This is a genomic window from Nesterenkonia salmonea (genome assembly GCF_005771525.1).
Lineage (GTDB): Bacteria > Actinomycetota > Actinomycetes > Actinomycetales > Micrococcaceae > Nesterenkonia > Nesterenkonia salmonea.
Genome location: NZ_VAVZ01000003.1, coordinates 53,976 through 77,969, shown reverse-complemented (window position 1 = coordinate 77,969; position 23,994 = coordinate 53,976). Strand labels below are relative to the sequence as shown.

Here is a 23,994-nt window from a genome sequence, read left to right as displayed (position 1 = left end):
CAATGGCAGAGCAGCCCACCACACTCTGGACCCGTGACGACGATCAGTTTGAGGCGCTCGCGGAAGCCTATTTTGCCCATATCGCCCAAGAGGACCTCGCCGCGATCGATACGCAGGCCCGGCTTCAGCGAGTCGAGACCCATGTGCGGCTGGCAGATTCCCGCAGAAGCTCCCGGCCTGCGGTGGCGGTGGTGCGAGCCGACCACCGAAGCGTGGTGCAGGTCACCACAGATGACATGCCCTACCTGGTGGACTCCGTCACCAGCGAGATCACCAGATGCGGGCACGCCATCGCCCTGGTGGTGCACCCCATCCTGCTGACCAAGCGCAGCACCCAAGACGCCCGGTTAAAAGCGGTCCAATCACTGCCCACACAGGGCCGGTCGCTGTCTTCCGGGGATACCCAAGCGCTCCCCAGCCTGGCAGCATTCATCGATGAGCAGGACCGCGTCGAGGTGGAGTCCTGGATCACTGTGGAGTTGGACCGGATCATCGATGATGAGGCCGCCGAGACTCTGGTCGCCGGGCTCAACAGTGTGCTCGATGATGTCAGAGCCAGCCACCGCGACCAGGAGCGAATGACTGCGCAGGCCCACCGTGCAGCCGCAACCATCCGCAGGCTCGACGGTGTGATGGACCGCGATGAGTCTGCGGAGTTCGTCGAATGGATGGGCCAGGGGAATTTTCTCTTCCTGGGCTACCGGGAGTATTCCCTGACCTTCAATGACGATGAGCAGGACAGCTCCGGAGGGTCATCGCCTACTGGGGAATGGCAAGATGAGGAAGGAATTCACGCTCGGTTGGAACCCGTTCCGGGGACCGGACTCGGAATTCTTGCCGATGTTGATGGAGTTCCGCGTTCGCGTAGCTCATCGGAGCTTTCGTCGGCCGGTCGTGCCCGTGCGCTGCAACCCCAAGCGCTGGTGATCACCAAAGCCAATTCGCGCTCGACTGTGCGTCGGCGAACCTATATGGACTATGTGGCTGTCAAGACCTTCAGCGAGGATGGTCAGGTCACGGGCGAGCGCCGATTCCTGGGACTCTTCAGTCAAAGGGCCTACACCCAGTCGATTTCGACCATTCCTCTGGTGCGGTCCCGTGCCAAACAGCTTCTGGCCCGCTCCGGTTTCAGTCCGGACTCCCACTCCGGGGCAGACCTACTCCAGATCTTGGAGACATATCCGCGCAATGAGCTGATGCAAATGGACATTGGCGAGGTGGAGGGGGTCGCCTGGCAGATCCTCCAACTGCAGGAGCGCAGGCGCATCAAGCTCTTCCTGCGGCAGGACCACTACGGACGTTTCATGACGGCGCTGCTGTACATGCCTCGTGACCGGTACAACACCCATACCCGGCGGCGTACCGAAGATGAGCTGATGGCACATATTGATGCGGAGTCCATCGACTTCACGGTTCGCCTGTCAGATTCGGTGTTGGCACGCGTGTTCTTCCGGATGCGGCTGAAGCCCGGGGCGGAAGAAATCAGCATCAGTGTGGAGGACCTCGAGGCCCGGTTGGCTCGCGCCGTCCGGTCCTGGGGTGAAGGAATCGCCCAGGAGGCCGCAGCCCGGTACACGCCGGCTCATGCCGACCGGATCTCCAACCGGTGGGGTGAAGCGTTTCCTCCTGAGTACCGTGCCGTTTACGAAGTCCCCGACGCACTGCACGACGCCGCCGAATTTGAGACTCTGCAGGCCCAACCTGAGGCAGGGCCCCGTCTCTACTTCTACGCACCGGACCGGGACGATCCGGCGGATATGCGCCTCAAGCTCTACCTGGCCGACGCGAAGACTCTGACTGACACTCTGCCGATTATTGACGACTTCGGCTTGGCGTTGCTGGATGAGCGGGCGTATACGATCGTCACTGCCGACGGGGCAACGTGCTACCTCTACGATTTGGGCATCTGCTATCCGGCAGGCATTGACCCGTATGCGACAAGTGAGCTGTTCAAAGAGGCTTACCATCAGGTACTCATCGGACGAGTCGAGTCCGATGAATTCTCCCGTTTGGTCCTGCATTTGCAGATGGATATTCGCCGGGTGACCGTCCTCCGTGCCTACGCCAAATACATGCGCCAATTGGGAATGCCGAACTCCTACGACTTCCTCGCAGAAGCCCTGCTGGCCAACCCCGACGTCGCCCGAGCCCTCATTGCCCTGTTCACCGCCAAGTTCGACCCCAATCTCGGTTCGGGTCGTGACGAGGCCGTCCAGGCGTGCCGCCAGCAGGTCTTGGATGCGCTGGAATCAGTCAAAACTCTGGACGCCGACCGAGTACTGTCGGCTTTCCTGAACCTCGTGGAGGCCACGGACCGCACCAACCTGTATCAGGGTCGGGACTGGGTGTCTCTCAAACTTAGACCGCAATCCATTGACGCAGCCCCGGCCCCGCGCCCAGCGCACGAAATTTGGGTGTATTCACCCACCGTGGAGGGCTCGCACTTGCGTTTCGACCGGATCGCCCGCGGAGGTCTGCGCTGGTCCGACCGGTCGGAGGACTTCCGGACAGAGGTGTTGGGTCTGGTCAAAGCCCAGATGGTCAAGAACGCCGTCATCGTGCCCTCCGGTGCCAAAGGCGGGTTCTATCCCAAGCAGTTGCCCGATCCCGCGGAGGACCGGTCTGCTTGGTTGGAGGCCGGACGCGATGCCTATATGACATTTATCAGAGCGTTGCTGGATGTGACGGACAACCAGGTCATCACTGAAGGGACCATGGAGGTGGTACCGCCGGAGAACGTGGTGAGGCACGACGGCGACGATCCCTACTTGGTGGTTGCCGCGGACAAAGGCACTGCCGCCTTCTCCGATACCGCCAATGCGATCAGCAAAGAATACGGCCACTGGTTGGGAGATGCTTTCGCGTCCGGAGGGTCGGTCGGTTATGACCACAAGGTAATGGGTATCACCGCCCGGGGCGCCTGGGAGTCAGTCAAGTCCCATTTCAAGACTCTCGGCCATGACACCCAAACCCAAGACTTCACCGTTATCGGCATCGGCGATATGGGTGGCGATGTGATGGGCAACGGAATGCTCCTCTCCGAACACATCCAATTGGTGGCAGCGTTCAACCATCTGCATATCTTCATCGACCCGGATCCTGATCCTCAGCGCTCGTTTGCCGAGCGTAGACGGCTCTTTGAGGCGCAGAAGTCAGGATGGGACGCTTATGACCCAGACCTGATTTCAGCCGGTGGGGGAGTGTTCTCACGTGAGGCGCGCAGCATCGACATCAGCCCTCAGATGCAGGAGAGGTTCGGGATCTCTGAGGATCAACTGACCCCACCGGAGCTGATTACGGCTCTGCTGAAATCTCCCGTGGATCTGCTGTACAACGGAGGCATTGGAACCTACATCAAGGCCGAACACGAATCCCACGAAGATGTCGGCGATCGGGCCAATAACGGTATCCGCATCAACGGAGCGGACGTCACCGCGAAGGTCATCGCCGAAGGCGGTAACCTCGGTCTGACGCAGGCGGGTCGGATCGAAGCGGCCCAGAACGGAGTGCTGCTCAACACCGACGCCATCGACAACTCCGCCGGCGTTGACTGCTCTGATCACGAGGTCAACATCAAGATCCTCCTGGAGTCACTGGTCTCCTCGGGGCGTTTGGAGCCGGAGGCGCGAAACGGCCTGCTCGAGGACATGACTGAGGACGTGGCCCAACTGGTTCTGCAGACGAATGAGGACCAGAACGTGCTGCTTCTGGCCGAACGTCACCGGCTCACGGAATGGTCTCCGAGCTTCGGGCGGCTGATCGGCTGGCTCGAGCTCAACGCCGGACTAGACCGCGAGCTGGAAGTGCTGCCCACTGATCAAGACATGCACCAGAGACTCGATGATGGGATTCCGCCACTGACCGCCCCCGAGATCGCGGTGCTCGCCGCCTATGCAAAGATCCACCTCAAAGGTGCGCTGTCTGAGTCCGGGCTGCCCAAAGATCCTTGGCTGCTCAGGACGTTGGAAAGCTACTTTCCCACTGAGCTCACCTTACAGTTCGCTGATGAGCTTCCCCAGCACCCCCTGGCTGATCGAATCATCGCCAATGATGTCGCCAATGATGTGATCAACATGGCCGGCTCCACCTTCGTCTTCCGCACGGTGGAGGAGACGTTCGCCTCCCCCCACCAGGTGGTGCGAGCCTTCCTCATCGCCCGTGAGCTGTTCAATCTTGAAGAGTTCGACGCCGCCCTCCGCAGCTTGCCTGTGGACTTCCCGACGTCATCCTGGGCTGAGGCGTACGTGGATATGCGCCGTCTACTGGACCGCGCCGTGCGCTGGCTGGTGACACACGGGGTTGAGAGTGATTCTCTGGAGAGCGACATCGGTTCCTATCAGGAGCAGATGGCTCCCTTGTACCGGAAGCTGCGCGGTTTGCTGTACGGCCCTGACGCTGAACGAGTGTCAGCCCGAAAGGAGGAAGTCCTCCAGCTCGGTATGGGTGAGGAGCTCGCAGCCTGGTACGCGGAACTGTTCGAGTCTTTCTCCCTGCTGGACATCGCAGCTCTGGCCCGCAGCAACACCATGGACTCCCGCGAGGTGGCTGAGGTCTACTACGCGGTCTACGCGGAGTTCGACGTCGATTCGCTGTTGAACCACATCACCAATCTTCCCCGGGAGGATAAGTGGCAGGCACTCGCCAGGGGCGCGCAGCGCGACGAACTGTACTTCGCGCTCCATGAGATTACTCAGTCCATTCTGACCACCACAGAACAGAAGGACCCGCAGCAGCGTCTGGATGAATGGAAAAAGGCCAATAGTTCGGCGCTGGAACGCGCAGAGCGTCTCTCCGCAGAAGTGCGTGAACACGAATTCTCCATGGCGTCGATCACGGTATTGCTGCGCCACTTACGCGGACTTGTCGGCGCGTAACGGTGGGCGTAGATGTTCTCAGCGAACGGCTTGACAGCAACCGGCACCTGACCCGCCAGGATGTGGAATGGCTGCACGCCCTCGTCGGTGACTGGCAGCTATTGTCCGATCTGGCGTTTTCAGACCTTGTGCTCTGGTTCCCGAGTACGGATGACGGTGTCGTGGAACCGGAAGGGCGCACCTATGTGGCCTTGGCCCAGGCGCGACCTTCAACGACACAGACCCTTGTCCACCGAGACGTGGTGGGTGACCGAATCCGCGCTGACCTCCGGCGTATGGTGGAACGTGCCTGGGTTGCCCAGGTAGAGACCAACTCCTCAGACCAGGGCCAGCCCTCGCCAGCGCGGATGCGCGTCACTGCCATACCGTTGGTACGTGCCGGTAAGACCGTCGCGGTGATTACCTTGCACTTCTCCGTTGCTGCTCTGCGGACCCCTTCCCGGATGGAACTCACCTATCGGCGCTGCGCAGCCGATCTGCTCACAATGGTCGCCGAAGGCGCATGGCCGGACGCCTCCCAAGAGTTCACCGGCTATTCGGGTGCCCCTCGGGTCGGGGATGGGCTTCTCCGTCTCGACACCGATGGGAAAATCACCTTCGCCAGTCCCAACGCCGTCTCAGCCCTCCTGCGGCTTGGAGTTCAGGACTCCCTCGAAGGCAGATCACTTGCCGGGATCGGCGCCGAGCTCCAACGTGCTACTGGGGTAGCCGTCGATGAGTCCCAACCGCTGATGCTCACCGGGCGCCGCGCGATGCGCGCTGAGCTGGAGGCTCATGGAGCAGCAGTCACTCTGCGCTCCATTCCGCTGCTGAAGGGCGGAGAACGCTTCGCGGCGCTGGTGCTTTGCCGGGACGTGACGGAACTTCGCCGCAGAGATAAGCAGCTGATGAGCAAAGATGCGACCATCAAGGAGATTCACCACAGGGTGAAGAACAATCTCCAAACAGTCTCAGCGCTGCTGCGCATGCAGTCCCGGCGGATGGACTCATTCGAAGGCCGCGACGGGCTCAGGCGTGCCATGCGCCGGGTGGAGACTATTGCCATGGTTCACGATTCGCTCTCTCAGGGATTGGAGGAGAGCGTAGATGTCGATGAGCTGATGCGTAGGCAGCTGCATTTGGCTGCTGAGATGGCACAGTCCGATCGCATGGCGGAGACTCGTCTCGAAGGCAGCTTCGGGCAGCTTCCGCCCCATATGGTGACACCGCTGGTGCTGGTCATCACAGAAATAGTCGCCAATGCCGTGGAGCATGGCCTTCCTGACTTTCCACCAGATGAGCGTTTGCGGGTGACGCTGAGCGTGAACCGTCCCACCGACGCGGCTGGACGCCAGCGGCTCGAAATCGAGCTCACCGACGATGGGATCGGAATCCCTGAGGGTGAGTGGGAACCTGGGTTGGGGCTCCAAATCGTGCGAACGCTGGTGCGTGGTGAACTCTCAGGCGCTATCGAGTGGCTACCTGGGCATCAGCAGAACCCCCTCCGGCCCGGAACCCGGGTGCTTCTTCGAGCCCCGATTCTTGGCTAGGGGCACCCACGTCATGTTTCGGAGCAGATTGGGCTGGCTCATGCCTCCAAGCGGTAGCCGACACCTCGCACCGTCTTGATGGTCTCGGCGCCGATCTTGGCTCGCAGGTAGCGAACGTACACATCGACCAGATTCGATCCCGGATCAAAGCTGTACCCCCACACCATCTCCAAGAGTTGCTCACGCGACAACACCTGACCGGGGTGCCGCAGAAACGTCTCCGCCAGGGTGAATTCTCGCGAGGACAGCTCGTGTTCGGCACCGTCGACCTTCACCTTCCGTGAGTGCAGGTCCAACGTGATGCGTCCAGCGTTCAACGTCGTGGGCTCCTCAGCAGAGCCCCCGCGCAAACGCAGCCGGCTCCGAGCCAGCAGCTCGTCTATGCTGAACGGCTTAGCCATATAGTCGTCCGCTCCTGATTCCAGGCCCTTGACAGTGTCGGCGGGAGTGTCCCGCGCAGTCAGGATGATCACCGGCGCAGAAAAGCCTTTGGCGCGCAACCGCGACAACAGCCGCAGTCCGTCCTCGTCAGGTAGTCCCAGGTCCAGAACGGCCAGATCTACGGAGGTGTTCAGCGCAAACTCAAAACCTTCCCCGGCCGTCGCGGCGCGGACTGCGGCATAACCAGCCGACCGGAGGCCCTTCTCCACGAAGGATGCAATCCGGTCCTCATCCTCAATGATCAGAATATTTGTCATAAATCAGTGTCCTTCGGCGTGTGCTCAGAATGAGTGGAGGAATGCGCCGACTGAGGCAGGATGAGACTGAAGGTCGCTCCGGACCCCACCTCTGACTCGGCGTGGATGGACCCCGAATGGGCCTCAGCAATAGCTTTGACAATGGGCAGCCCGAGCCCCGAACCGGGTTGCGAGGTATCGCTGCGGTGGAACCGGTCAAAGATGCGGTCCAGATCCTCCGCAGCGATACCTGCACCCTGATCTCGGACCGTGAAGATGACAGAGTCTTCCTGCACTCGCGAGCCAAGAGAAACCACCGAGCCCGGCGGTGAGAACTTCACCGCGTTTGCAGCCAGCTGGACCAGAGCCTGCGTGATGCGCTCGCGGTCAATGACTGCTTCACCTTCTGCCCGTTCAGTGACCAGCCAGCGTCGGTCACCTAATGCAAAGATCTTGTCGTAGACCTCATCAGTCAGCGTCCCAAGGTCCACCGGCACCGGTGAGACGAAATCGGGCCGGTCGGCCTGCGCCAGCGTCGTGAGATCGTCGATCACTCGGTTCATGCGTTGGAGCTCATCCAACGCCAACTCCCGGGTGGCCAGCACATCCTCGTGATCATCTGTATGGAGCACCTCCAGGTGCCCTCGAATGATCGTTAAGGGTGTACGCAGTTCGTGGCTTACATCATGAATCAAATGCGCCTGTGCGGTGAAGGCGCCCTCAAGGCGGTCGAGCATGTCATTGACCGACCGTGTCATCGCCGCAAGATCATCATTGCCTGTCACCGGAATGCGCTCCGTCAAGTCCTCCTGCGTGATGCGATGCGAGGTTTCTGCCAAGAGGCGTATGGGGTGCAGAAGACGGCCTGCGACAAGCCATCCAACCAGTGCGACGACCAATAGAGAGAACGCGGCGACCCCGGTGTATGTGACGAACACTCCAGAGAACTGCGCCCGCTCCGCCGACTGATCGTAGGCCATGACGAAAGCCGCACCCGCTTGGTTATTCCCCGCCCCAGGCTCCTCGTCAAGACTCGCTTGGACAGGAACGACGACGGCGCGGTACGTCGTCAGTTCAGTCGAGATGGTAGTGAACTGGGCTCGCTCAGCCGTGGCATAGCCGCCCAACGACGCTACGAGTTCAGGATCATCTTCGAGAGCGACGTCCGCTACCGGGGACGTGTACATCACCTCACCGTCGACCATCCCGAGCACGCCTTCGTGACGAGTGGGAATGATGCGTTCCATGGCAGTCCGCACCAAATCTGAGGGTGAGGCGAAGGCCTCGCCTGTGCTGGGGTCAACTCCCACCTCGTGCAGAACCACGAATTCACGAGCGTCAGCTTCAAGCTCAGCGTCGATCCGATCCTGAACCTGCATGAGCTGCAGATAGAACACGGTGTACCCCGAGACCACAAGCGCCAGTGCGGCGAGCCCGACCACAGCGGCCAGAATCCGGGTCCGCACGGAGGACGCACTGAGCAGAACACGCCGCATTCCGCGCATGGGCTCAGTGGCCGCGATCGTTTCGCTCACACGCTACAGTTTCTCACTAGTCTGCTGCTCATAGTCCCGAAACCCCATGAGAGTTTTCTCATCACTTCCTTTGCCTAGGATGGCCATAATGCGAATCCTGAACTGGCCCCTTGAGCAGTTGCTGCGCACCTCTGAGGTGGGCCCACTGCTGGAGACCGCTGTGCGTTCCTCTGGCTGGGACTTGGAATCGTGGTCCCTTGACCGCGTGTACTCACGGCCACACGGCGAGACCTCGGCACGGTTCAACGCCACAGTCTCGGGTACTCACATCACACTTGTTGCAAGTACCCGGACGCTGAGCGAGACTGATCGTCAACGCCTGGGAGCCGTTCGCTGTGAAGCCGGGGTTGGAGCCCTCTTCATCTGGGCCCACCCATCGGACCCCGAACTTCCCGGACTGCACGTCATCGAAACTCCCACATCGCTGACTGACTGTCTCGCTGCCGGGTTGGATGAGGAACTCACAGTCACCGATGTTCAGATGCTCGTGCTGCGGCCCTTGCGCAGAGCGGTTTACCGCGTCGCGGTGGTCTCTGACTCGGGCCCCCGAGTGCTCTTCCTCAAAGTGGTGAGGCCAAGCAAGGCTGCTGAGCTTCTCGCCCGACACCGAGCCTGCACGCTCACCCCACCGACCACAGACTTGGGGGGAGGAATTCTCATGATGGACCAAGCACCAGGAGTCGCCCTGACAGAACTCCTCTACCAGCCGAGCTCACCAAACCCGGAAGTGAGCATCACCCCAGATGTGATCATCTCCGCATTGCAGGCCATCACCCCACAGGCCCTGCATCTGCGCGCGCGTTCTCCCGTCATTGAGAGGTTCGGCAGCATGATCGATGCTCTCGTCATTGGAGGTGCCGACCGCCGCAGAGTGGACACCCTGACCAGCCGCATCATAAGACAGGCGCGCTCATCAACACAGTCTCGCACGCCAACTCATGGTGATTTCCATCCAGCCAACCTTTTCCTCACCGAGGACGCTCAGTGGCCCTCAGCGCTGATCGACGCTGACACGGTGGGTCCTGGAAATCGTGCAGATGACCTGGCCACCATGTGCGCGCATCTGTTGGCTCTGCCCAGTTTCGATGCTGCTGGCTACGGGGGAGTCCCGGCCCTCGTGACAGAGATGTGGGGCGCGACTGCAGGCGCCTATGGGGAAGACCTGCTGGCCCGGACGGCGGCATCGCTGCTTTCCATTGCCCCAGGCGCCCGGTCACCGCAGCAGCTGGACTACTACATTTCACAAGCGGAGCACCTACTCGACACTGGCCACATGAGCTGCATTGGGCACCCCGTTTTTGATCAAAAGTGACCAATCACACAGTGTTTAGTAAAATTCGTCGGCTGAGAGGTCTTGTTTGCCTGGCCGTAACATGCCAGCCTTTAATACTAAAGCATCCAAGACCTGCTTGACGCGGACTACGTTGTCAAGCGCAAGGAGTAGTGATCGCCATGGATTGGCGCAGCCGAGCAGCTTGTCTGGACAAGGATCCCGAGCTCTTCTTCCCCGTCGGCAACACCGGCCCCGCTCTGCTTCAGATTGAAGAAGCTAAGAGCGTGTGTCGGCGCTGCCCTGTGATGGACACCTGCCTGCAATGGGCACTGGACACCGGCCAGGACGCCGGCGTCTGGGGTGGCATGTCAGAGGATGAGCGGCGCGCGCTCAAACGCCGCGCAGCTCGAGCCCGAAGGGCCAGCTGAGAAGTCACAGCACTGAGCGTTTAAGGGTGGTGCCCCGTATCTCCTTCGGGAGAACGGGGCACCACCCTTTTTCGCGCGTCGCCTGGTGGGTTCACCTCACCCCAGGCGAACGTAGATTCCGCTAGCTGCTGGGACTGGAAGGTGGCGACCACGTCGACACAGAGACAGGCGACCATGTGCTGGGAGAACTCCAGCTCTGCGGCGGCGCGGGATTAACCGTCTGCGGTGCCGGAGCTTGACTGGTCTGTGCGGGGCTGGGCTGCTGCTGGGGCAGACTCGAGGTGGGGCTCTCCGGTGATGGTGGTGTGGTCGGAGTTGATGCCGTCGTCAACCCTGTTGTCTCAGACGGCGAAGGCGACGGAGCAGTGGACTGTGACGGTGTCGGCTCAGAAGTGGTGGTGACTTCCACAGCAGGACCGAAGTCCTGGTCAGTGTTCTGGCCTGTGGCGGCGAGGACTGCTGTGCCACCGCCTAGGGCCACAATGCTCAGCGCTCCGGTGATGACCCAGGTGGTCTGTCGGCTCATGGCGTCTGCTGCTCCTCGTTAGGACGTTCCTCAATGATCTTACGTTCCCACTCTGGGCGGTGATGGTGAGAGTAGGAGGAATATGGCATGAGATCTCTCTCATCTTTCGGTCCAAGACCCGGCAGGTGGTTCAATAGTTTTCATGTCAGAGAAGCCCTCAGCCAAGCCTCCACGCCCGGCATCAGTGTGGACCATTTACGTGGTCCTGTTCTTCCAGGGTGCTGCAATCATCCTGGGCACCCTGCTGACTGCCATCAGCTCGGATGCGCAGGTTCTGGACACAGCAGGCACCATCGCGTTGACAGTGCTCTATATTCTCACCGGCGCCGTCCTGGTCCTGTTGGGCTTCCGGATATTCGCTGGCTCCTCCTCTGCACGAACTCCAGCAATGGTCCTCCAACTGCTGATCGTGGTGCTGTCGTTCAGCTTCTTTGCAGGAGGAGATCTGATCACCGGGCTGGTCTTCCTGGTTCCGGCGGGCGTGGCTCTGGTGCTTCTCTTCATCAGGCCCACAGTGGATTGGCTTGAGACGGCATCGAACTAACAGTGCTGCCGCAAATGAGCGGCGATCTCGGCGTACTGCGGTCGTACGGAGTAAACGAGCCCTAATCGCAGGTGCGCCGCCTGCTCATAGAGGGCGACTGCATGCCGGGGGATGTGGCAGGTCTCTGCTGTTTCGTCGAGGCTAAATCGGACCGCTTCTGCCTGTTGCGCGGTCCAGAGGCCTTGGAGCTCCCGCAGTAGCGAGTGGGCGCGGAGGTTTCCCACATCTAAGGCAGGATTAGCCAAGCACGCGGTGTCCACGTCCAAGAGACCAGGCCCGAGCTGAGGTGACCACATCAGCTGCTTGTCATGAAGATCACGATGTGCGGGTACGAGGCGGTCCTCGGTGAGCCCCAATAGTTTAGTGCTCACATCATCGATGAGGTGGCGTGTCCGGTCAGCATCTTCGAGGTACTGCCACGTCATGTGGAGCCAATGGCGGAGCACACCCACCTCGGCTTCGGCACGGTGGACCAGCGCTGACTCTGTACCCCGGGGAGATCTGACAGATTCAGCCCAGGCCTCCACAGTTTCGGTCCACGCTCTTTCCCAGCTATCCGGTCCCAGGACAGACGGGTCGTGGAGACTTACTCCACCGAGGGCACTAAAGGTGACCGTGGATTCTGTGTGCTCTTCTACTCTAGGCAGGCGGAAGGGACCATCGAACGAGCCAGCGCGTTGTATGCCGGCCAGAATGCCGGAGGCTTTGCCTCGCTTAACCACTTTGATGAATGTACTGCCGTGGCTGCCATCGACGCGGACGACCGCGCGTTTGCCAGGTCGGTGAGAAACCACCGCCGTGTGCTGACTGTCTTGGCCGTTTGCCACGACGCGGTTGAGCATGCGCAGCTTCGGGTCCTCTCCCTCCGCCAACAGGTTGAAAGCTCCAGAGCGCCACCATCCGGCTCGAATGCCTTCGGGTCCGCGTAGCTCCACGGCGAGGCTGCCTAGTGGTTCGCTGTCTTTGGGCAGGGGCCAGGCGCGGCTCAGGGTCAGGGTGCCGTCCGTGCTCTCGAGATGAGCCGGTGGCAGCAGGGGAGCGGGCTGGGAGGTCAATTCCGGGAGTGCTGTTTTCATTGTGTGAGTGCTTCCTCTGCGAGGTCCAGAGTACGAATTGTCTGTGCGGGCCACTCGGGGTGGCGGTGACGGAAGAAATCTGCGGCTCTTGCCAGGTGGCAGTATGCCTCCCACGCATTTGCAGCCCCAGGATGTATGCGGAGGCAGGCCTCATATCCTGCGAGGAACGGGGCAATGAGCTCGGTGCGCTCGGCCTGGCGGCATGTAGCTAACCACGACCCAATGTCTTGCATGGGGTGACCGAATCCAGCGCGCTCCAGATCGATGACGCGGATCTTGTGACTGTCCTCAGCGGCCAGGATGACCTGATCGGGTGAGAAATCGCCATGAATGTGTGTGGCCTCAAACCCCTGACTCCGGGAGAACTCTTGGACACAGCGGTTCCCAAGATCGCGGGCCCTTTCAGCTGCCCAAGGAGCCACAACGTCTAGTGCTGCCGCCGTCCGCAGAGGATCCGCGCAGACTGCCTGGCGCGGAGTCCGGGTGTGAGGCGTGGCGTGCAGCCTGCCGAGGGCCCGACCAGCTGACTCAGCTGCCGGCTCGTAGGGGATGTGCAGGAGATCTCCTGCGCCCCAGAGTGGCGCGAGCGTGGCTGATCCCCGGCTGCCCAGTGGTACCGCATGGGTGACCGGCACATTCCACTCACGCCACCTGGAGAAGGTGCTGAGCAGTGTGCTGACCTCTCCGGCGACCACGCGAGCGATCTTCGGATGTCTGCCTGCATCAACCATCGCGACCACGCGGCGGCGGGGGTTGTACCTCAAGATTTTCCATTCCACGGTCCGCCCTTCCCGCTCATCCAGGGCACTGCGCGCATCTGCGAGGCCTTTCGCCAGTTCAGGGTCACTCCAGAGTGAGCCGCTGCAGAGAAAACCGTTGGATTCATGGCGGTGAATGCGGAACTGTTGACCAGAGTCCACCGCACGCTGCCGAGCCTTACCGAACTTGTCGGGATCGCTGGTCAGCATCGTCCACCCGTACTCACCGTGCTGGTCCGTGTGGGCCACCACAATAGAGTGTTTCGGCTTGACCCTGAGGTGCTCAATGATCACGGATCGTCCGAGCAGAACTGAGAGCTGAGTGGAGTTGAGTACCTCATTCGCTCCGGGCAGATCCAAGGCCTCGGCGACTAGACGATCGGCCTCTGCGGCTGTGAGTGCGGACCCCTTGGTGGAGGGTGTCATGACTGGACCTCCGAGGCTGACTCCATGGCGCGACGCTGACTTCCTGCCCACTGGGCGAGCTTTGATGTGGGATCCATCAGGAGCTCCTGCGGTGAGCCGTCCTCTGCAATGCGCCCGTGCTCCAACCAGAGGACGCGGTCGAACCCCTGAATCATGGATAGGTCATGCGTGATGGCCACTGTGGTTCGGCCCCGAGTCAGCTCGCGAATCGAGTCCTCCACGGTGGCACGCGAGGCGGGGTCCAAACCTGATGTCGGCTCGTCGAGCAGCACGATGGGCGCTTCACGCACCAGGGCGCGTGCGATGGCGATCCGTTGGCGCTGGCCGCCGGAGAGAGTGTCGCCCCGGTTGCCCAGCACCGTGTCATATCCCTGCGGGAGTGCGACGATGAAGTCATGGGCCCCCGCCCGGTAGGCCGCTTCCAGAACCTCCGCGTCCGTGGCATCCTGACGTCCGTAGCGGATGTTCTCAGCGATCGTGGTGGAAAACAGCACCGACTCCTGCAGCAGTGTGGCGATGTTGCTCCGCAGCTCTGTGATCGTCACGTTGCGAGTGGAGTAGCCGTCGATCATCACCGTCCCGGAGTCCGGGTCCGCCAGCCTCATGAGGTAGCCGGCCAAAGTGGATTTTCCCGCGCCTGAAGGGCCAAGCAGAGCTACCCGCTGCCCGGCGGGAATCTTCAGGGTGAGGTCATCGAACAGCGATGCGCCCCGCCCATCGAGGGCATCTATGTGCCAGAAGCAGAGTTCTCCGTTGACATCTCTCATAGGGAGCGGCTCGGCAGGGTCCTTGACCTCCACCGGCTCGTCCAACAGAGCAGCAATACGCTCCCCGGAGGCGGTGGCGCGTGCAATCCTGCCGGTGTACTTGGCCATATCGCGCAGCGGCTTCATCGCGATCTTCAGATACATCAGGAAAAGCACCATGTCACCCGGGGTCATCACTCCGACCAGAACCTGCCAGCCGCCGAACCCAAGGACTACGGCGGTGGCGATGCCCACCATGAAGTCGGTGGAGCGCTCCAGCCGGGCTGCCAGTCGGCGAGCCTTAATACCCGCTTTGAGCGCCTTATTGTTCCCGGCGGCGAAACCGGAAGCGACCGTGTCCTCCAAGCCGTAGGCCTGAACCACGCGGATCGCAGCCAGTGCTTCGGCGGCATCGCCGACCAACTGGCCTTCACCTTTGCGGGTGGCCCGAGCGGCAGAGGTGATCTTGGGTGATAGGACCTTCGATGCGAGGAGATATCCGCCAGCTGTGGCGATGACCACCAGTGCCAACACCGGGTTGAGGACTATCACCACAATAAACAGTGTCAGCAGGGTCAGCAGGTTGCCCACCATGGGAAGTCCCGCAGTGACCGCTACTTCCTGAAGGCGCCCCATATCGCCGACCAGGCGTTGTGAGGTGTCGCCGACGCTGGCCGTGGAGTGGTAACGCAAAGACAGGGACTGAATGTGCTCAAACACTTTGGACCGCAGCCTGGCGGCGACCTTCACCCCGGTCTTGGCGAAAGCGATAGTTGAGCCGTAGTTGCACATGGCGCGTCCCGCGACGATGACGGCCAGCGCCACCGACCAGAACACGACGACGCCGACCACGTTCCCGGAGCCGTCTGCGGTGGTCTCCAGCTCAGCGCCGAGCGCATCGGACACTGCATCAATGGCGTACTTGATCGGCCAGGGTTCCAAAATGCGGAACAGCACATCGCCCATCAGGGCCAGGAAACCCAAACCCACGAGAAGCTTGTGGCGTTTGACGAACGGCCAGACCATCCGCAGTGTACTCGTCAGCGCCTTACGGTTGATAGAAGGAGTTTTCTTGGCCATCAGCACGTCTCCACTGCACTGTGAGTCAACGAACCTGTTGCGCAGCCATGCCGCCCCAAGACTTCGAGCAGAACCTTGGCACGGGAGAGCCAGCTGTGATGCTCGCAAGCACATGTGCGGGCGGCAGCACCCATTCTGGCCCGGGTTTCCGGTTCGCGCTCCAGCCGTCCCAGGGCCGCGCCCAATGCCGCAGGATTCGACCCCGGGACCAGCAGGCCAGTTTCCCCCTCTTTGATGACCTCAGGAATTTCCCCGATGTTCGAGGCCACAACGGGAAGCCCCGCCGCCATGTACTCATATACCTTTAACGGAGAGAAGTAGTGGTCCTTGTGCCGAATGGCAGCAGGATAGGGAGCGACGCCGACATCCCATTTACCCAGTGCTGAAGGAACGTCTTCTGGTGCCACAGCGCCATGGAAGATCACACGGTCGCGGATGCCAAGCGAATCTGCGAGATCTTCGAGCTGTCCGCGCTGAGGCCCATCACCGAGGATTTCGCACTGCCATGGGATGTCAGCTCCTGCGAGTTCCGCAGCACAGGCTTTTAGCAACGTGTCAGTGCCGTGCCACGGCTTCAGCGTGCCCAGGAAACCTACAGTGAACCGGTGGTGTTCATCCTCGCTGACTCCACGGCCAGACTGACTGAAACGCTCAGGATCCACACCATTCGGGTTGACCACAATCTCCCCGTTGGTCGAATCGTTCAGCAGCCCGCCGACCCATTCCGCCAACGGCTCGGAGACACAGCTGATCACATCAGCCGCAGCGAAGGTCTGCAGTGTGGACCGCATGGCTGCCTGGGCGTTGTGCAGCGTGCGGTGCTCCGCCTGCTCGGCGAGCAGATGAGCGTTGACTTCGACCACCAGCGCAGGAACGGACTCCGGGGTATCAGAGCTGTACCGGGACTTCAGCTGAGCCCCGGCAGTGGAGAAGAGTGAATAGCGCTCATAGACGAGGTCGAAGTTGCCTTCAGCCGCTAATTCGGCCATGCGGGCTGCGGTCCGGGAGATGGATTCCTCGCGGTCGGCGGCACTTGATGCGCCAGAGACAGGCACCACGAAGACGGGGAGGTCTTTCAGGTCAGCTGGCACATGCTCGGTTGTGGCGTCGTCGTTGCGGCGACCCCGCTTGGTCGCGAAAACTGTGACCTCATGTCCTAGAGCGCGGAAAGCGCGGATCATCTCTTGGACATGAACACTGGCGCCTTTAGTGCCGAAGACCCCGATGCCTGGGTCGGCGAGCATGTAGGCGATTCTCATGACAGCACCTCCAACCGGCCGAGAGCGGGGACGGGTTCCGGAACCCCAGAGCTGACCAACTCGCGGAGTTGGGCCGCCTGGCGTACGGAGTCGAATTCCAGTTCCACCAGGGCCCGGGCAGCATCTGTGACGACCGTTGGCTCCACACGGCGCACTGCATCGGCAAGCGCGGTGATGAGCGCTTCGACATCACCGGAGGGTACGAGCCAGCCGGTCTCAGAATCGCGGATCACTTCACCGACCGCCGTCACATCAGCGGCCACACAGCGGATACCGCGGGCCATCGCTTCTAGCAGTACTGTCGGGAGCCCGTCTGCGTTGCCGTCGGATCCGACAACGAACGGCGCGGCGAACACATCATGGCAACCCATCAGATGCGAGACCTCGGACTGGGTGCGGGCACCGAGCAGGTGGACGCTGTCCTGGAGGCCCCGTTGTGCGATCTGCGACTCCAGCTCCCCAGCCAGCGGGCCGTCGCCAACAATATCGGCCTGAGCGTGAAGTCCACGTTCTCGAAGCCCGGCAATGGCATCTATGAGGAAGCCGAAACCCTTTTTCTCCACTAGCCTCCCCACGGCGAGGATACGAGGTACGGTCGGGGGCTGCCGGTGTGGCTGGTAGGGGAACTTCTCCAGCGATAGGCCGTTGCGCACCAAGTGGAGCCGATCGGTGGCAGCTGGGAAGCGGCGGCGCAGATCACGCAGGTTGTACTCCGAGATCGTCACGCAGTGGTGGGCGTCGGAGAGTTTCTGTTCCAGCTCCTGCTGGTCTACATCCTCGTGGAAGATGTCTTTGGCGTGAGCGGTGAAGGAGTAGGGAAGTTCCGCTATGGCCCCCGCTAGTCTTGCGACGGTTGTTGCCACTGATGCGAAGTGAGCGTGCAGGTGTGTCACACCATGCTGCTGTGCCGCCTGGGCGAGCATTACGGCTTGAAAAGCGTCGTCGAGGTCTGCCTCCAGCAGGTCGGAGATCCTGCGTTGAATTCCGGCTCCTAGGCGCGGGTTATCGCAGACCTCAGCCAAGCGCTGCCAGAGTTTGGCCGCGTTCGAGGTCCGTGGGAGATGGATCACGGGAGCTTTGACCTGCGCCAACTCTGCGTGAAAGCGCGTGTCGGCGGGTGGTCTCAGGCTGAAGATGACGATGCGCTCTCCAGCTGCTTCGCGTGCCAGGATCTCAGAGACAATGAACGTTTCTGAGAACCTGGGGTACATCTTCAGGACGTAACCGATAACGGGTGTAGTGGGCATCTGGAATCGACCTCTTAGTGTGGGAGTGCGTCAATGGTTGCGGTGGGTTCAAGAGTCGAATCTGCGGGAGATTCTGAGGGGCGTTTGAGTTTTTTCCCCGCGGCGAGCTCGAGTGCGGCGATATCGCCGAGCCTGGTCAGTCCGTCCAGATCCAGGGCGTCGCGCTGGCACCTCTGGCCGACAGAGCTGGTCAACCAGGCGGAAAGCGCCTCGGAGCTGAGGTGTTCAGGGGTGATCGTGTCGACTGCTTGCACAGCGGCCAAAGCACGGGCGCGGATCCGTTGCTCCTGGCGCCGTGAGCTGCGGGGCACGATGAGCGCAGGAGTCGCGGTGGCCATGATCTCGGCAAGCGAGTTGTACCCGCCCATTGAGATCACGGCGGATGCGTCCCGCACCAGGTGCGGCACATAAGGCGCGTAGCGGGTGATGTGGACCCGGTCCGGAGCCGTAGGGGAGTGATGTACAGCGTCGAGAATCTGCTGATGGTCCGCGGGTGGCATCTGAGGACCGGTGAGGATGAGGTGGCGGTGACCGGCAGGGATATGCGCCTGCGTTGCGGCCAACGCCACAGATTTGCCGTCGGAGCCGCCCCCGACCATGGTCAGCACATAGGGCTCGGTGGTGGGCACTGCTGCGTTCAGTGGGTCATCGGGTCTGCCGTGGGAAAGAAAGCCGGTGAACGTCGTCATAGAGGACAGCTCAGGTGGGATCTCCCCGGTGGCCAGCGGGTCGTGGACTCCACGATCGCCGTAGATCCAGAGCGCCGAGTAATAGTGCGCAACTCCAGCTGCTCCGCCGAGGCCGGTCCATTCCTGACTGGCGACCTCGGGGCGGTCCAGGACATCGCGCATACCGAGAACGCACCGGGTGCCCGCACCACGAAGTGCTTCTAGGGCGGGGAGTAGCTCGTTGTCTACGCCGAAAGGGTGCCGGTCCACGATGAATAGGTCTGGGTTCATCGCCTCAAGGGCTGCCGCTGCTGTGGAACTGCGCAGATGCCACAGGCGTTCGGAACTGACATCGAGGCTGCGGGAGGTGTACCCGGAAGCAGTCGCGGTGAACCCGGGCAGCACAAGCCAGTCCCAACCGTCGGGCAGGGCATCGGCTGTGGCGCCCGGATGCCCGGCGACCAGGAGGCCGCGGACTCGTTCGCCGGTGATGCGCGGAAGGTCTGCCGCCAGGGCGAAGGCCAAGGCGCGGTTTCTACGGGCGTGACCAAGTCCCACGGAGTCGTGGGAGTACATTGCGACTGTAATGCTCATGGTCACCCAGCCTGGTCGGCGAAAGTGAGACAGCCATGAGACGACTATGAGAAGTTCAGGCGGGTTTTCTCATTTTTCGAGTCGCAGTCCCTCGACCCATGGTCAGAAGGGGTTAGCTGACCGCCCCGGTCCACTTCTCACCGGGGCCCTTGCCGGGAGCGTCGGTGATAATCGATGCTTCGCGGAATGCCAGCTGCAGGGAGCGGACTCCGTCGCGCAGGGGAGCTGCATGGGTAGAGCCGACCTCCGGTGCTGCTGCGGTCACCAACCCAGCAAGGGCGGTAATGAGTTTGCGTGCCTCATCGAGATCCTGAAGATCGGCTGCATCTGGTCCGTCTGCCAAGCCGGTTTTCACTGCTGCGGCACTCATCAGGTGCACAGCCACGGTGTTGATCAGCTCAACGGCGGGTACCTCTGCAATGTCACGCGTATGGGTGCCTGTGAGTGAGGCGATGTCATCATCCGGCGTCATTGCGGTATCCGGGGTGTTCTGGTCACTAGTCATACTGATAAGATTCTCACAGTCGATTTGGACCGCGCCACTGCGTGCCTAAACATCGGCCTCAGAGAGTAACTCATCGAATCAGGAGCAAGACAGATCAGCGAACCACGCATCAACAGCCGTATCCGAGTTCCAGAAGTCCGTCTCGTTGGGCCCCAAGGGGAACAAGTGGGCATCGTCAGAATTGAAGACGCACTGCGTTTGGCGGGCGAAGCTGATCTTGATCTGGTCGAGGTTGCTCCGCAGGCCAAGCCGCCCGTCTGCAAGCTGATGGACTTCGGCAAGTGGAAGTACGAGGCCGCCGTCAAGGCCCGTGAATCCCGCAAGAACCAGTCAACCACCACGCTCAAGGAAGTCCGCTTCCGGCTGAAGATTGACGACCACGACTACCACACCAAGGTTGGTCACGCCCGGCGTTTCCTCGACGCCGGTGACAAGGTCAAAGCGATGATTCAGTTCCGTGGACGTGAGCAGCAGCGCCCAGAGATGGGCGTGCGGCTCCTTCAGCGGTTCAGCGAAGACGTCGCCGACTTGGGTCAGGTGGAGTCTTCCCCTCGCCAGGACGGCCGGCACATGGTGATGGTCGTGGGACCCCTGCGCACTAAGGCTCAGCAGGCGAAGGCTGCCGCCACCGGTGACGGTGAAGTCTCGGACAATGAGGACAACAAGGCCAAGACCAAAGCTAAGAATGAGCGTCGCGCCCAGAAGACTCAGGAGCGCCAGAAGCGGATGTCCACTGATCAGAAGGACGTCAAGCCGCTCTCCAATTCCATGGAGGACTACCTCCCGGACGAGCTCAAGAACCGCTGATTTGGCCCACACCTGACTGCAGGTCTCGAAGAAGAGGCCTTCCAGCCAGGTGGTCGCCAGCGGCGCTGGCCAGGAAATTTTGGTCAGCAGTGGTGTTCCCGTAGTATTGGCTGCTGGGCCTGGAGGCATTGTGCCCGCTTGCGGAGCGCGCTTCCAGTCCAAGACAAAGGGACTGCTGCTCATCTTTGATGAGTTGGGCAGTCCACCTCTGTGCCGTCGTCGTGATTGTTCCGTCGATCATTCCAAGGTACTGCAGGTCCGAACGAACAGAAGGAGTGCGGCTCAATGCCGAAGAACAAGACTCACTCCGGAGCCAAAAAGCGATTCAAGCAAACCGGCTCCGGCAAGATCAAGCGCCAGCAGGCTAACCGCCGCCACTACCTGGAGCACAAGTCTTCGCGTCTGACCCGTCGCCTGGCATCTGACCAGATCGTAACCAAGGCCGACGAAAAGCGCATCAAAAAGATGCTGGGCCTCTGAGCCACAAGCATCAAGCAAGACCACAGACTTAGCTCACAGGAGAAATAGTAATGGCACGTGTAAAAAGGGCTATCAACGCCCACAAGAAGCGCCGTAAAGTCCTTGACCGGGCTTCCGGCTACCGCGGACAGCGCTCCCGCCTGTACCGCAAGGCTAAAGAGCAGCTGCTGCACAGCTACACCTACAACTACCAGCACCGCAAGAAGCGCAAAGGCGATTTCCGTCGTCTCTGGATCCAGCGCATCAATGCTGCTTCCCGCGCTCACGGCATGACCTACAACCGCTTCATCCAGGGTTTGAAGGCTGCCGGTGTAGAGGTTGACCGCAGGATGCTGGCCGAGCTGGCCGTCTCCGACTCGAACGCCTTCGGGTCATTGGTTGAGACCGCCCGCAAGGCTCTGCCTTCCGACGTCAACGCTCCGAAGGCCAACGCCTGATCTTCTGAGCAGACACGCAATGCCCGCTTCCACTCGGTGGAGCGGGCATTGCTGCGTTAATACCCGGTTATCGCGCGCTCGTTGGGACACCAGCACTCGCGCCACTCTTCATCCCATCGCCTGTGCCAGCTGAGCCGATATTTCCGGTGTTTGTGCGAGACTCGATAGGACTCTTAAGGAGGCCTTCTGCAGCGTCCTATCCGATTGTGCACTGGGGCCTGAGAGAATGACCTAGTGACTGACGAATATCTCATGGACAACCCCCGCAGTGAGCGCGTCAAGCGTGTCGCTGCATTAGCCACACGAGGCGGACGGAAGAAGCAGCGCTTATTTCTGGCTGAGGGCCCTCAGCCGGTGCGGGAGGCGCTGAAAGTCTGGTTGGCCAGATATGAACCCGACGACGCTGTGGCACTTCCCGGGGCCCCCGAGGCCCCCAGACTTCCCCAGCTGGATGCACTGTTTTTCGACGCCGCGGCGGTCCAGAGATTCCCGGATGTCGAGGCACTTCTGGACCGTATGCGTGGAGTGCTCTTCGACCCCACCATCGATCTGCCGCGTGATGCCCGACCGTTTCTCCGCGAAGCGACACCGGAAGTACTGGCCGCCATGGGGGACGCTGAGACCTCCCAGGGTTTAGTTGCGGTCTCGCGCATCCCCGACGGAGATGCTGACTTTCGGTCGCTTGAGTCGGCTACGGTAGCTTCACCTGTCTCCCTCATAGCAGGTGTTGTTCGGGTTCAAGATCCGGGCAATGTGGGAACCATCATCCGGGCCGCTGATGCTGCAGGGGCCGAGCTCGTAGTGCTCGCTGCCGGCTCAGCGGACCCATGGTCCCCAAAAGTTGTGCGGGCTGCAGCGGGGTCGCATTTCCATCTGCCGATATTCACCGGTATAGACATCGCTGAATATGCCCGTTTTGTTCAGCCAAACGGAGTTCAGGTGCTGGCCGCCGCGGGTCAGGCGGATCTGACACTCCATGAGCTTAGTTCGCCTTCGACCGCAGGGCGGCGAGTCAGCGCCGCTGGTCGGACACTGTGGCTGTTCGGCAATGAGGCTCAAGGACTCAGCGCGCATGAGCTCGCTCTGGCTGATGCCGCAGTCTCGATTCCCATCTATGGCCGGGCGGAGTCGCTGAACGTCTCTACTGCAGCAACTCTGTGTCTCTATGCCACAGCCACAGCGCAGGACCTGGCACCGGTGTCAGGCGTGGAGGCTCCTGGTGAGCTCCGGCAGTGATGCCGCCCTAGGCAGGCGCAACGTAGAAAATACTGGGTTTAGCTGCATCCAGTGCGGCGGCAAGATCGCGCGGCATACCGGGGGCAGCTATCGCAATCATTGCCCGCACTGCTTGTGGTCCCGTCATGTGGATGAGCTGCCAGGGGATCGGGCCGCCCAATGTGGCGCGCCGATGAAACCGGTCGGTGTCGACTACTCCGGCAAGAAGGGCTACATCCTCATTCATCGCTGCACAGCCTGCGGGGCAACAGACCGGAACAAAACCGCGCCCGATGATGATATGGACGCCATCATCGCCCTGCAGCGCCCACACTGACCAACCTCAGCCAGCCCACTCGCGAGGCTCCTCAATCACCCACCGGTGTAAAGTCCCTGCTTCCCAGGAACTCAGGCCGCCGCGTCGGCGCTGCAAAGGGCTCCTGGAGGGTGTTCTCCACTGAGTTGTAGACGATAAACACGTTGGAGCGCGGATACGGCGTGACGTTCCCATTGGAGGCGTGCATGCAGTTGGAATCAAACATGATCGCACCACCGGCGGGACCCTCCAGCACGTCAATGCCGAACCTGTCTGCGAATTCAGCCAAAGTCTGTGGGTCCGGCACACCTGCGCCCTGCATGATGAGCGACTGTTCGTGGTTGTTCTCAGGGGTTTCCCCAGCCGCGCAGACATAGTGCTTATGGGAACCGGGCATGATCATCAACGGTCCATTGAAGGAGTAGTTGTCCGTCAGGGAGATCGAGATGCTCACAGCGCGCGGCTTCGGCATTCCGTCCTCGGCATGCCAGGTCTCAAAATCGGAATGCCATGTGAACTCTTTGCCCACAAAGCCAGGCTTGTAGTTGATCCGGCTCTGATGGATGTAGACCTCCGAGCCGAGAATCTGCCGTGCCCTGTCCACAATGCGCGGATCCTGGGCGATCTTCCGAAAGATCTCGTTGGTTTTGTGAACATCGAAGATTGAACGCACTTCGTTCGAGCTGGCTTCCACCACCGTGTGCCGCTCAGCTTTGACCTCAGGGTCTTTTGCGAGGCGCTGGAGTTCATTGCGGAACAGTTCCAGTTCATCATCTGTGATGAGCTGGTTGATCGTCAGGTACCCGAGCTGATCAAAATCCTCCAACGTATGGGCGTTCAAGGGGCCCTGATCGGCTGCGCCCTGGACGACCTCGTCCTGCCGTGGGATAACGCGATTCTCACCCTTGCGGGTCGGATACAGGTCTGTCACTTCGGGGGCAACGGTGGTCATGCGCCACACCTCCTTGTGTCTGGGTTGCACGGTCGATCAACG

General features: G+C 61.1%; 22 protein-coding genes. 10 read left to right on the top strand and 12 right to left on the bottom strand.

What is annotated here, in order from left to right:
* The first annotated feature begins 2 nt into the window (after nt 1–2).
* Nucleotides 3–4,874 carry an NAD-glutamate dehydrogenase gene (locus FEF26_RS01705; RefSeq protein WP_138251804.1) on the top strand — a complete coding sequence of 1,624 codons (4,872 nt, stop codon included), beginning with the start codon at nt 3–5 and terminating at the stop codon, nt 4,872–4,874.
* Nucleotides 4,875–4,876: 2 nt separating this feature from the next.
* The gene (locus tag FEF26_RS01700; protein WP_138251803.1) at nt 4,877–6,403 is read left to right on the top strand and encodes a sensor histidine kinase; all 1,527 of its coding nucleotides are present in this window, start codon (nt 4,877–4,879) and stop codon (nt 6,401–6,403) included.
* A 38-nt stretch (nt 6,404–6,441) separates the two neighbouring features.
* Here FEF26_RS01700 and FEF26_RS01695 read toward each other — a convergent pair whose 3' ends face one another.
* Together FEF26_RS01695 and FEF26_RS01690 are read right to left on the bottom strand one after the other, a co-directional pair.
* A complete protein-coding gene (locus FEF26_RS01695; protein ID WP_138251802.1) occupies nt 6,442–7,101 on the bottom strand; it encodes a response regulator transcription factor in 660 nt (219 codons plus the stop codon).
* Nucleotides 7,098–8,615 carry a sensor histidine kinase gene (locus FEF26_RS01690; protein WP_243730352.1) on the bottom strand — a complete coding sequence of 506 codons (1,518 nt, stop codon included), beginning with the start codon at nt 8,613–8,615 and terminating at the stop codon, nt 7,098–7,100. The genes FEF26_RS01695 and FEF26_RS01690 overlap by 4 nt, the downstream gene beginning before the upstream one ends.
* Before the next feature lie 88 nt (nt 8,616–8,703).
* Here FEF26_RS01690 and FEF26_RS01685 point away from each other — a divergent pair, with 88 nt between their 5' ends.
* Nucleotides 8,704–9,927 carry a phosphotransferase family protein gene (locus tag FEF26_RS01685; protein ID WP_166432870.1) on the top strand — a complete coding sequence of 408 codons (1,224 nt, stop codon included), beginning with the start codon at nt 8,704–8,706 and terminating at the stop codon, nt 9,925–9,927.
* Nucleotides 9,928–10,067: 140 nt separating this feature from the next.
* Complete coding sequence (locus FEF26_RS01680) at nt 10,068–10,316, top strand: WhiB family transcriptional regulator (RefSeq protein ID WP_028463811.1); 249 nt, start codon at nt 10,068–10,070, stop codon at nt 10,314–10,316.
* A gap of 121 nt (nt 10,317–10,437) precedes the next feature.
* Here the strand turns inward: FEF26_RS01680 and FEF26_RS01675 are convergent, their stop codons facing one another.
* Complete coding sequence (locus tag FEF26_RS01675; RefSeq protein WP_138251800.1) at nt 10,438–10,842, bottom strand: hypothetical protein; 405 nt, start codon at nt 10,840–10,842, stop codon at nt 10,438–10,440.
* Between the two features lie 142 nt (nt 10,843–10,984).
* On the opposite strand from FEF26_RS01675, the gene FEF26_RS01670 reads away from it, so the two are divergent.
* Nucleotides 10,985–11,386: a hypothetical protein gene (locus FEF26_RS01670; protein WP_138251799.1), complete on the top strand. Its 402-nt coding sequence runs from the start codon at nt 10,985–10,987 to the stop codon at nt 11,384–11,386.
* On the opposite strand, the gene FEF26_RS01665 is transcribed toward FEF26_RS01670, so the two are convergent.
* The 7 genes from FEF26_RS01665 to FEF26_RS01635 all read right to left on the bottom strand — a co-directional run bounded on the left by FEF26_RS01665 (nt 11,383) and on the right by FEF26_RS01635 (nt 19,712).
* Nucleotides 11,383–12,462, bottom strand: a complete 1,080-nt coding sequence (locus FEF26_RS01665) for a hypothetical protein (RefSeq protein WP_138251798.1) — start codon at nt 12,460–12,462, stop codon at nt 11,383–11,385. The two genes, FEF26_RS01670 and FEF26_RS01665, sit on opposite strands and share 4 nt — an antisense overlap.
* On the bottom strand, nt 12,459–13,646 hold the full coding sequence (locus FEF26_RS01660) for a phosphotransferase family protein (RefSeq protein WP_138251797.1): 1,188 nt from the start codon (nt 13,644–13,646) through the stop codon (nt 12,459–12,461). The genes FEF26_RS01665 and FEF26_RS01660 overlap by 4 nt, the downstream gene beginning before the upstream one ends.
* Nucleotides 13,643–15,472 carry an ABC transporter ATP-binding protein gene (locus FEF26_RS01655; protein WP_138251796.1) on the bottom strand — a complete coding sequence of 610 codons (1,830 nt, stop codon included), beginning with the start codon at nt 15,470–15,472 and terminating at the stop codon, nt 13,643–13,645. Before FEF26_RS01655 ends, FEF26_RS01660 begins: the two co-directional genes overlap by 4 nt.
* Nucleotides 15,472–16,731, bottom strand: coding sequence for a glycosyltransferase family 4 protein (locus FEF26_RS01650; RefSeq protein ID WP_138251795.1), 1,260 nt, complete (start codon nt 16,729–16,731; stop codon nt 15,472–15,474). Before FEF26_RS01650 ends, FEF26_RS01655 begins: the two co-directional genes overlap by 1 nt.
* Nucleotides 16,728–17,978, bottom strand: coding sequence for a glycosyltransferase family 4 protein (locus FEF26_RS01645; protein WP_138251794.1), 1,251 nt, complete (start codon nt 17,976–17,978; stop codon nt 16,728–16,730). Before FEF26_RS01645 ends, FEF26_RS01650 begins: the two co-directional genes overlap by 4 nt.
* A gap of 14 nt (nt 17,979–17,992) precedes the next feature.
* Nucleotides 17,993–19,240, bottom strand: coding sequence for a glycosyltransferase family protein (locus tag FEF26_RS01640; protein WP_138251793.1), 1,248 nt, complete (start codon nt 19,238–19,240; stop codon nt 17,993–17,995).
* A gap of 112 nt (nt 19,241–19,352) precedes the next feature.
* Nucleotides 19,353–19,712 (bottom strand): DUF1844 domain-containing protein, encoded by a 360-nt coding sequence (locus FEF26_RS01635; protein ID WP_138251852.1) that lies wholly within the window; start codon nt 19,710–19,712, stop codon nt 19,353–19,355.
* Nucleotides 19,713–19,817: 105 nt separating this feature from the next.
* On the opposite strand from FEF26_RS01635, the gene infC reads away from it, so the two are divergent.
* Nucleotides 19,818–20,552: a translation initiation factor IF-3 gene (gene infC, locus FEF26_RS01630; protein WP_341805133.1), complete on the top strand. Its 735-nt coding sequence runs from the start codon at nt 19,818–19,820 to the stop codon at nt 20,550–20,552.
* On the opposite strand, the gene FEF26_RS01625 is transcribed toward infC, so the two are convergent.
* A complete protein-coding gene (locus FEF26_RS01625) occupies nt 20,539–20,838 on the bottom strand; it encodes a hypothetical protein (protein ID WP_138251791.1) in 300 nt (99 codons plus the stop codon). The two genes, infC and FEF26_RS01625, sit on opposite strands and share 14 nt — an antisense overlap.
* On the opposite strand from FEF26_RS01625, the gene rpmI reads away from it, so the two are divergent.
* The 4 genes from rpmI (at nt 20,838) to FEF26_RS16335 (ending at nt 23,021) form a co-directional block, all read left to right on the top strand.
* The gene (rpmI, locus tag FEF26_RS01620; RefSeq protein ID WP_120004476.1) at nt 20,838–21,032 is read left to right on the top strand and encodes a 50S ribosomal protein L35; all 195 of its coding nucleotides are present in this window, start codon (nt 20,838–20,840) and stop codon (nt 21,030–21,032) included. The genes FEF26_RS01625 and rpmI overlap by 1 nt on opposite strands.
* 50 nt (nt 21,033–21,082) lie before the next feature.
* Entirely contained in the window at nt 21,083–21,469 is a 387-nt protein-coding gene (gene rplT, locus FEF26_RS01615; protein ID WP_138251790.1) for a 50S ribosomal protein L20, read from the top strand.
* A 234-nt stretch (nt 21,470–21,703) separates the two neighbouring features.
* On the top strand, nt 21,704–22,705 hold the full coding sequence (locus FEF26_RS01610; protein ID WP_243730351.1) for a TrmH family RNA methyltransferase: 1,002 nt from the start codon (nt 21,704–21,706) through the stop codon (nt 22,703–22,705).
* Nucleotides 22,635–23,021 (top strand): RNHCP domain-containing protein, encoded by a 387-nt coding sequence (locus FEF26_RS16335; protein ID WP_138251789.1) that lies wholly within the window; start codon nt 22,635–22,637, stop codon nt 23,019–23,021. Before FEF26_RS01610 ends, FEF26_RS16335 begins: the two co-directional genes overlap by 71 nt.
* Nucleotides 23,022–23,052: 31 nt before the next feature.
* Here the strand turns inward: FEF26_RS16335 and thpD are convergent, their stop codons facing one another.
* A complete protein-coding gene (gene thpD, locus FEF26_RS01600) occupies nt 23,053–23,952 on the bottom strand; it encodes an ectoine hydroxylase (RefSeq protein WP_138251788.1) in 900 nt (299 codons plus the stop codon).
* Nucleotides 23,953–23,994 lie beyond the last annotated feature (42 nt).

What these genes read in the sequence shown, in the direction of transcription:
- FEF26_RS01705 (WP_138251804.1), top strand. Translation starts at nt 3, where the DNA reads ATGGCAGAGCAGCCCACCACACTCTGGACCCGTGACGACGATCAGTTT.
- FEF26_RS01695 (WP_138251802.1), bottom strand. Translation starts at nt 7,101, where the DNA reads ATGACAAATATTCTGATCATTGAGGATGAGGACCGGATTGCATCCTTC.
- FEF26_RS01685 (WP_166432870.1), top strand. Translation starts at nt 8,704, where the DNA reads ATGCGAATCCTGAACTGGCCCCTTGAGCAGTTGCTGCGCACCTCTGAG.
- FEF26_RS01680 (WP_028463811.1), top strand. Translation starts at nt 10,068, where the DNA reads ATGGATTGGCGCAGCCGAGCAGCTTGTCTGGACAAGGATCCCGAGCTC.
- FEF26_RS01675 (WP_138251800.1), bottom strand. Translation starts at nt 10,842, where the DNA reads ATGAGCCGACAGACCACCTGGGTCATCACCGGAGCGCTGAGCATTGTG.
- FEF26_RS01670 (WP_138251799.1), top strand. Translation starts at nt 10,985, where the DNA reads ATGTCAGAGAAGCCCTCAGCCAAGCCTCCACGCCCGGCATCAGTGTGG.
- FEF26_RS01665 (WP_138251798.1), bottom strand. Translation starts at nt 12,462, where the DNA reads ATGAAAACAGCACTCCCGGAATTGACCTCCCAGCCCGCTCCCCTGCTG.
- FEF26_RS01660 (WP_138251797.1), bottom strand. Translation starts at nt 13,646, where the DNA reads ATGACACCCTCCACCAAGGGGTCCGCACTCACAGCCGCAGAGGCCGAT.
- FEF26_RS01655 (WP_138251796.1), bottom strand. Translation starts at nt 15,472, where the DNA reads ATGGCCAAGAAAACTCCTTCTATCAACCGTAAGGCGCTGACGAGTACA.
- FEF26_RS01650 (WP_138251795.1), bottom strand. Translation starts at nt 16,731, where the DNA reads ATGAGAATCGCCTACATGCTCGCCGACCCAGGCATCGGGGTCTTCGGC.
- FEF26_RS01645 (WP_138251794.1), bottom strand. Translation starts at nt 17,978, where the DNA reads ATGCCCACTACACCCGTTATCGGTTACGTCCTGAAGATGTACCCCAGG.
- FEF26_RS01640 (WP_138251793.1), bottom strand. Translation starts at nt 19,240, where the DNA reads ATGAGCATTACAGTCGCAATGTACTCCCACGACTCCGTGGGACTTGGT.
- FEF26_RS01635 (WP_138251852.1), bottom strand. Translation starts at nt 19,712, where the DNA reads ATGACGCCGGATGATGACATCGCCTCACTCACAGGCACCCATACGCGT.
- rpmI (WP_120004476.1), top strand. Translation starts at nt 20,838, where the DNA reads ATGCCGAAGAACAAGACTCACTCCGGAGCCAAAAAGCGATTCAAGCAA.
- rplT (WP_138251790.1), top strand. Translation starts at nt 21,083, where the DNA reads ATGGCACGTGTAAAAAGGGCTATCAACGCCCACAAGAAGCGCCGTAAA.
- FEF26_RS16335 (WP_138251789.1), top strand. Translation starts at nt 22,635, where the DNA reads ATGCCACAGCCACAGCGCAGGACCTGGCACCGGTGTCAGGCGTGGAGG.
- thpD (WP_138251788.1), bottom strand. Translation starts at nt 23,952, where the DNA reads ATGACCACCGTTGCCCCCGAAGTGACAGACCTGTATCCGACCCGCAAG.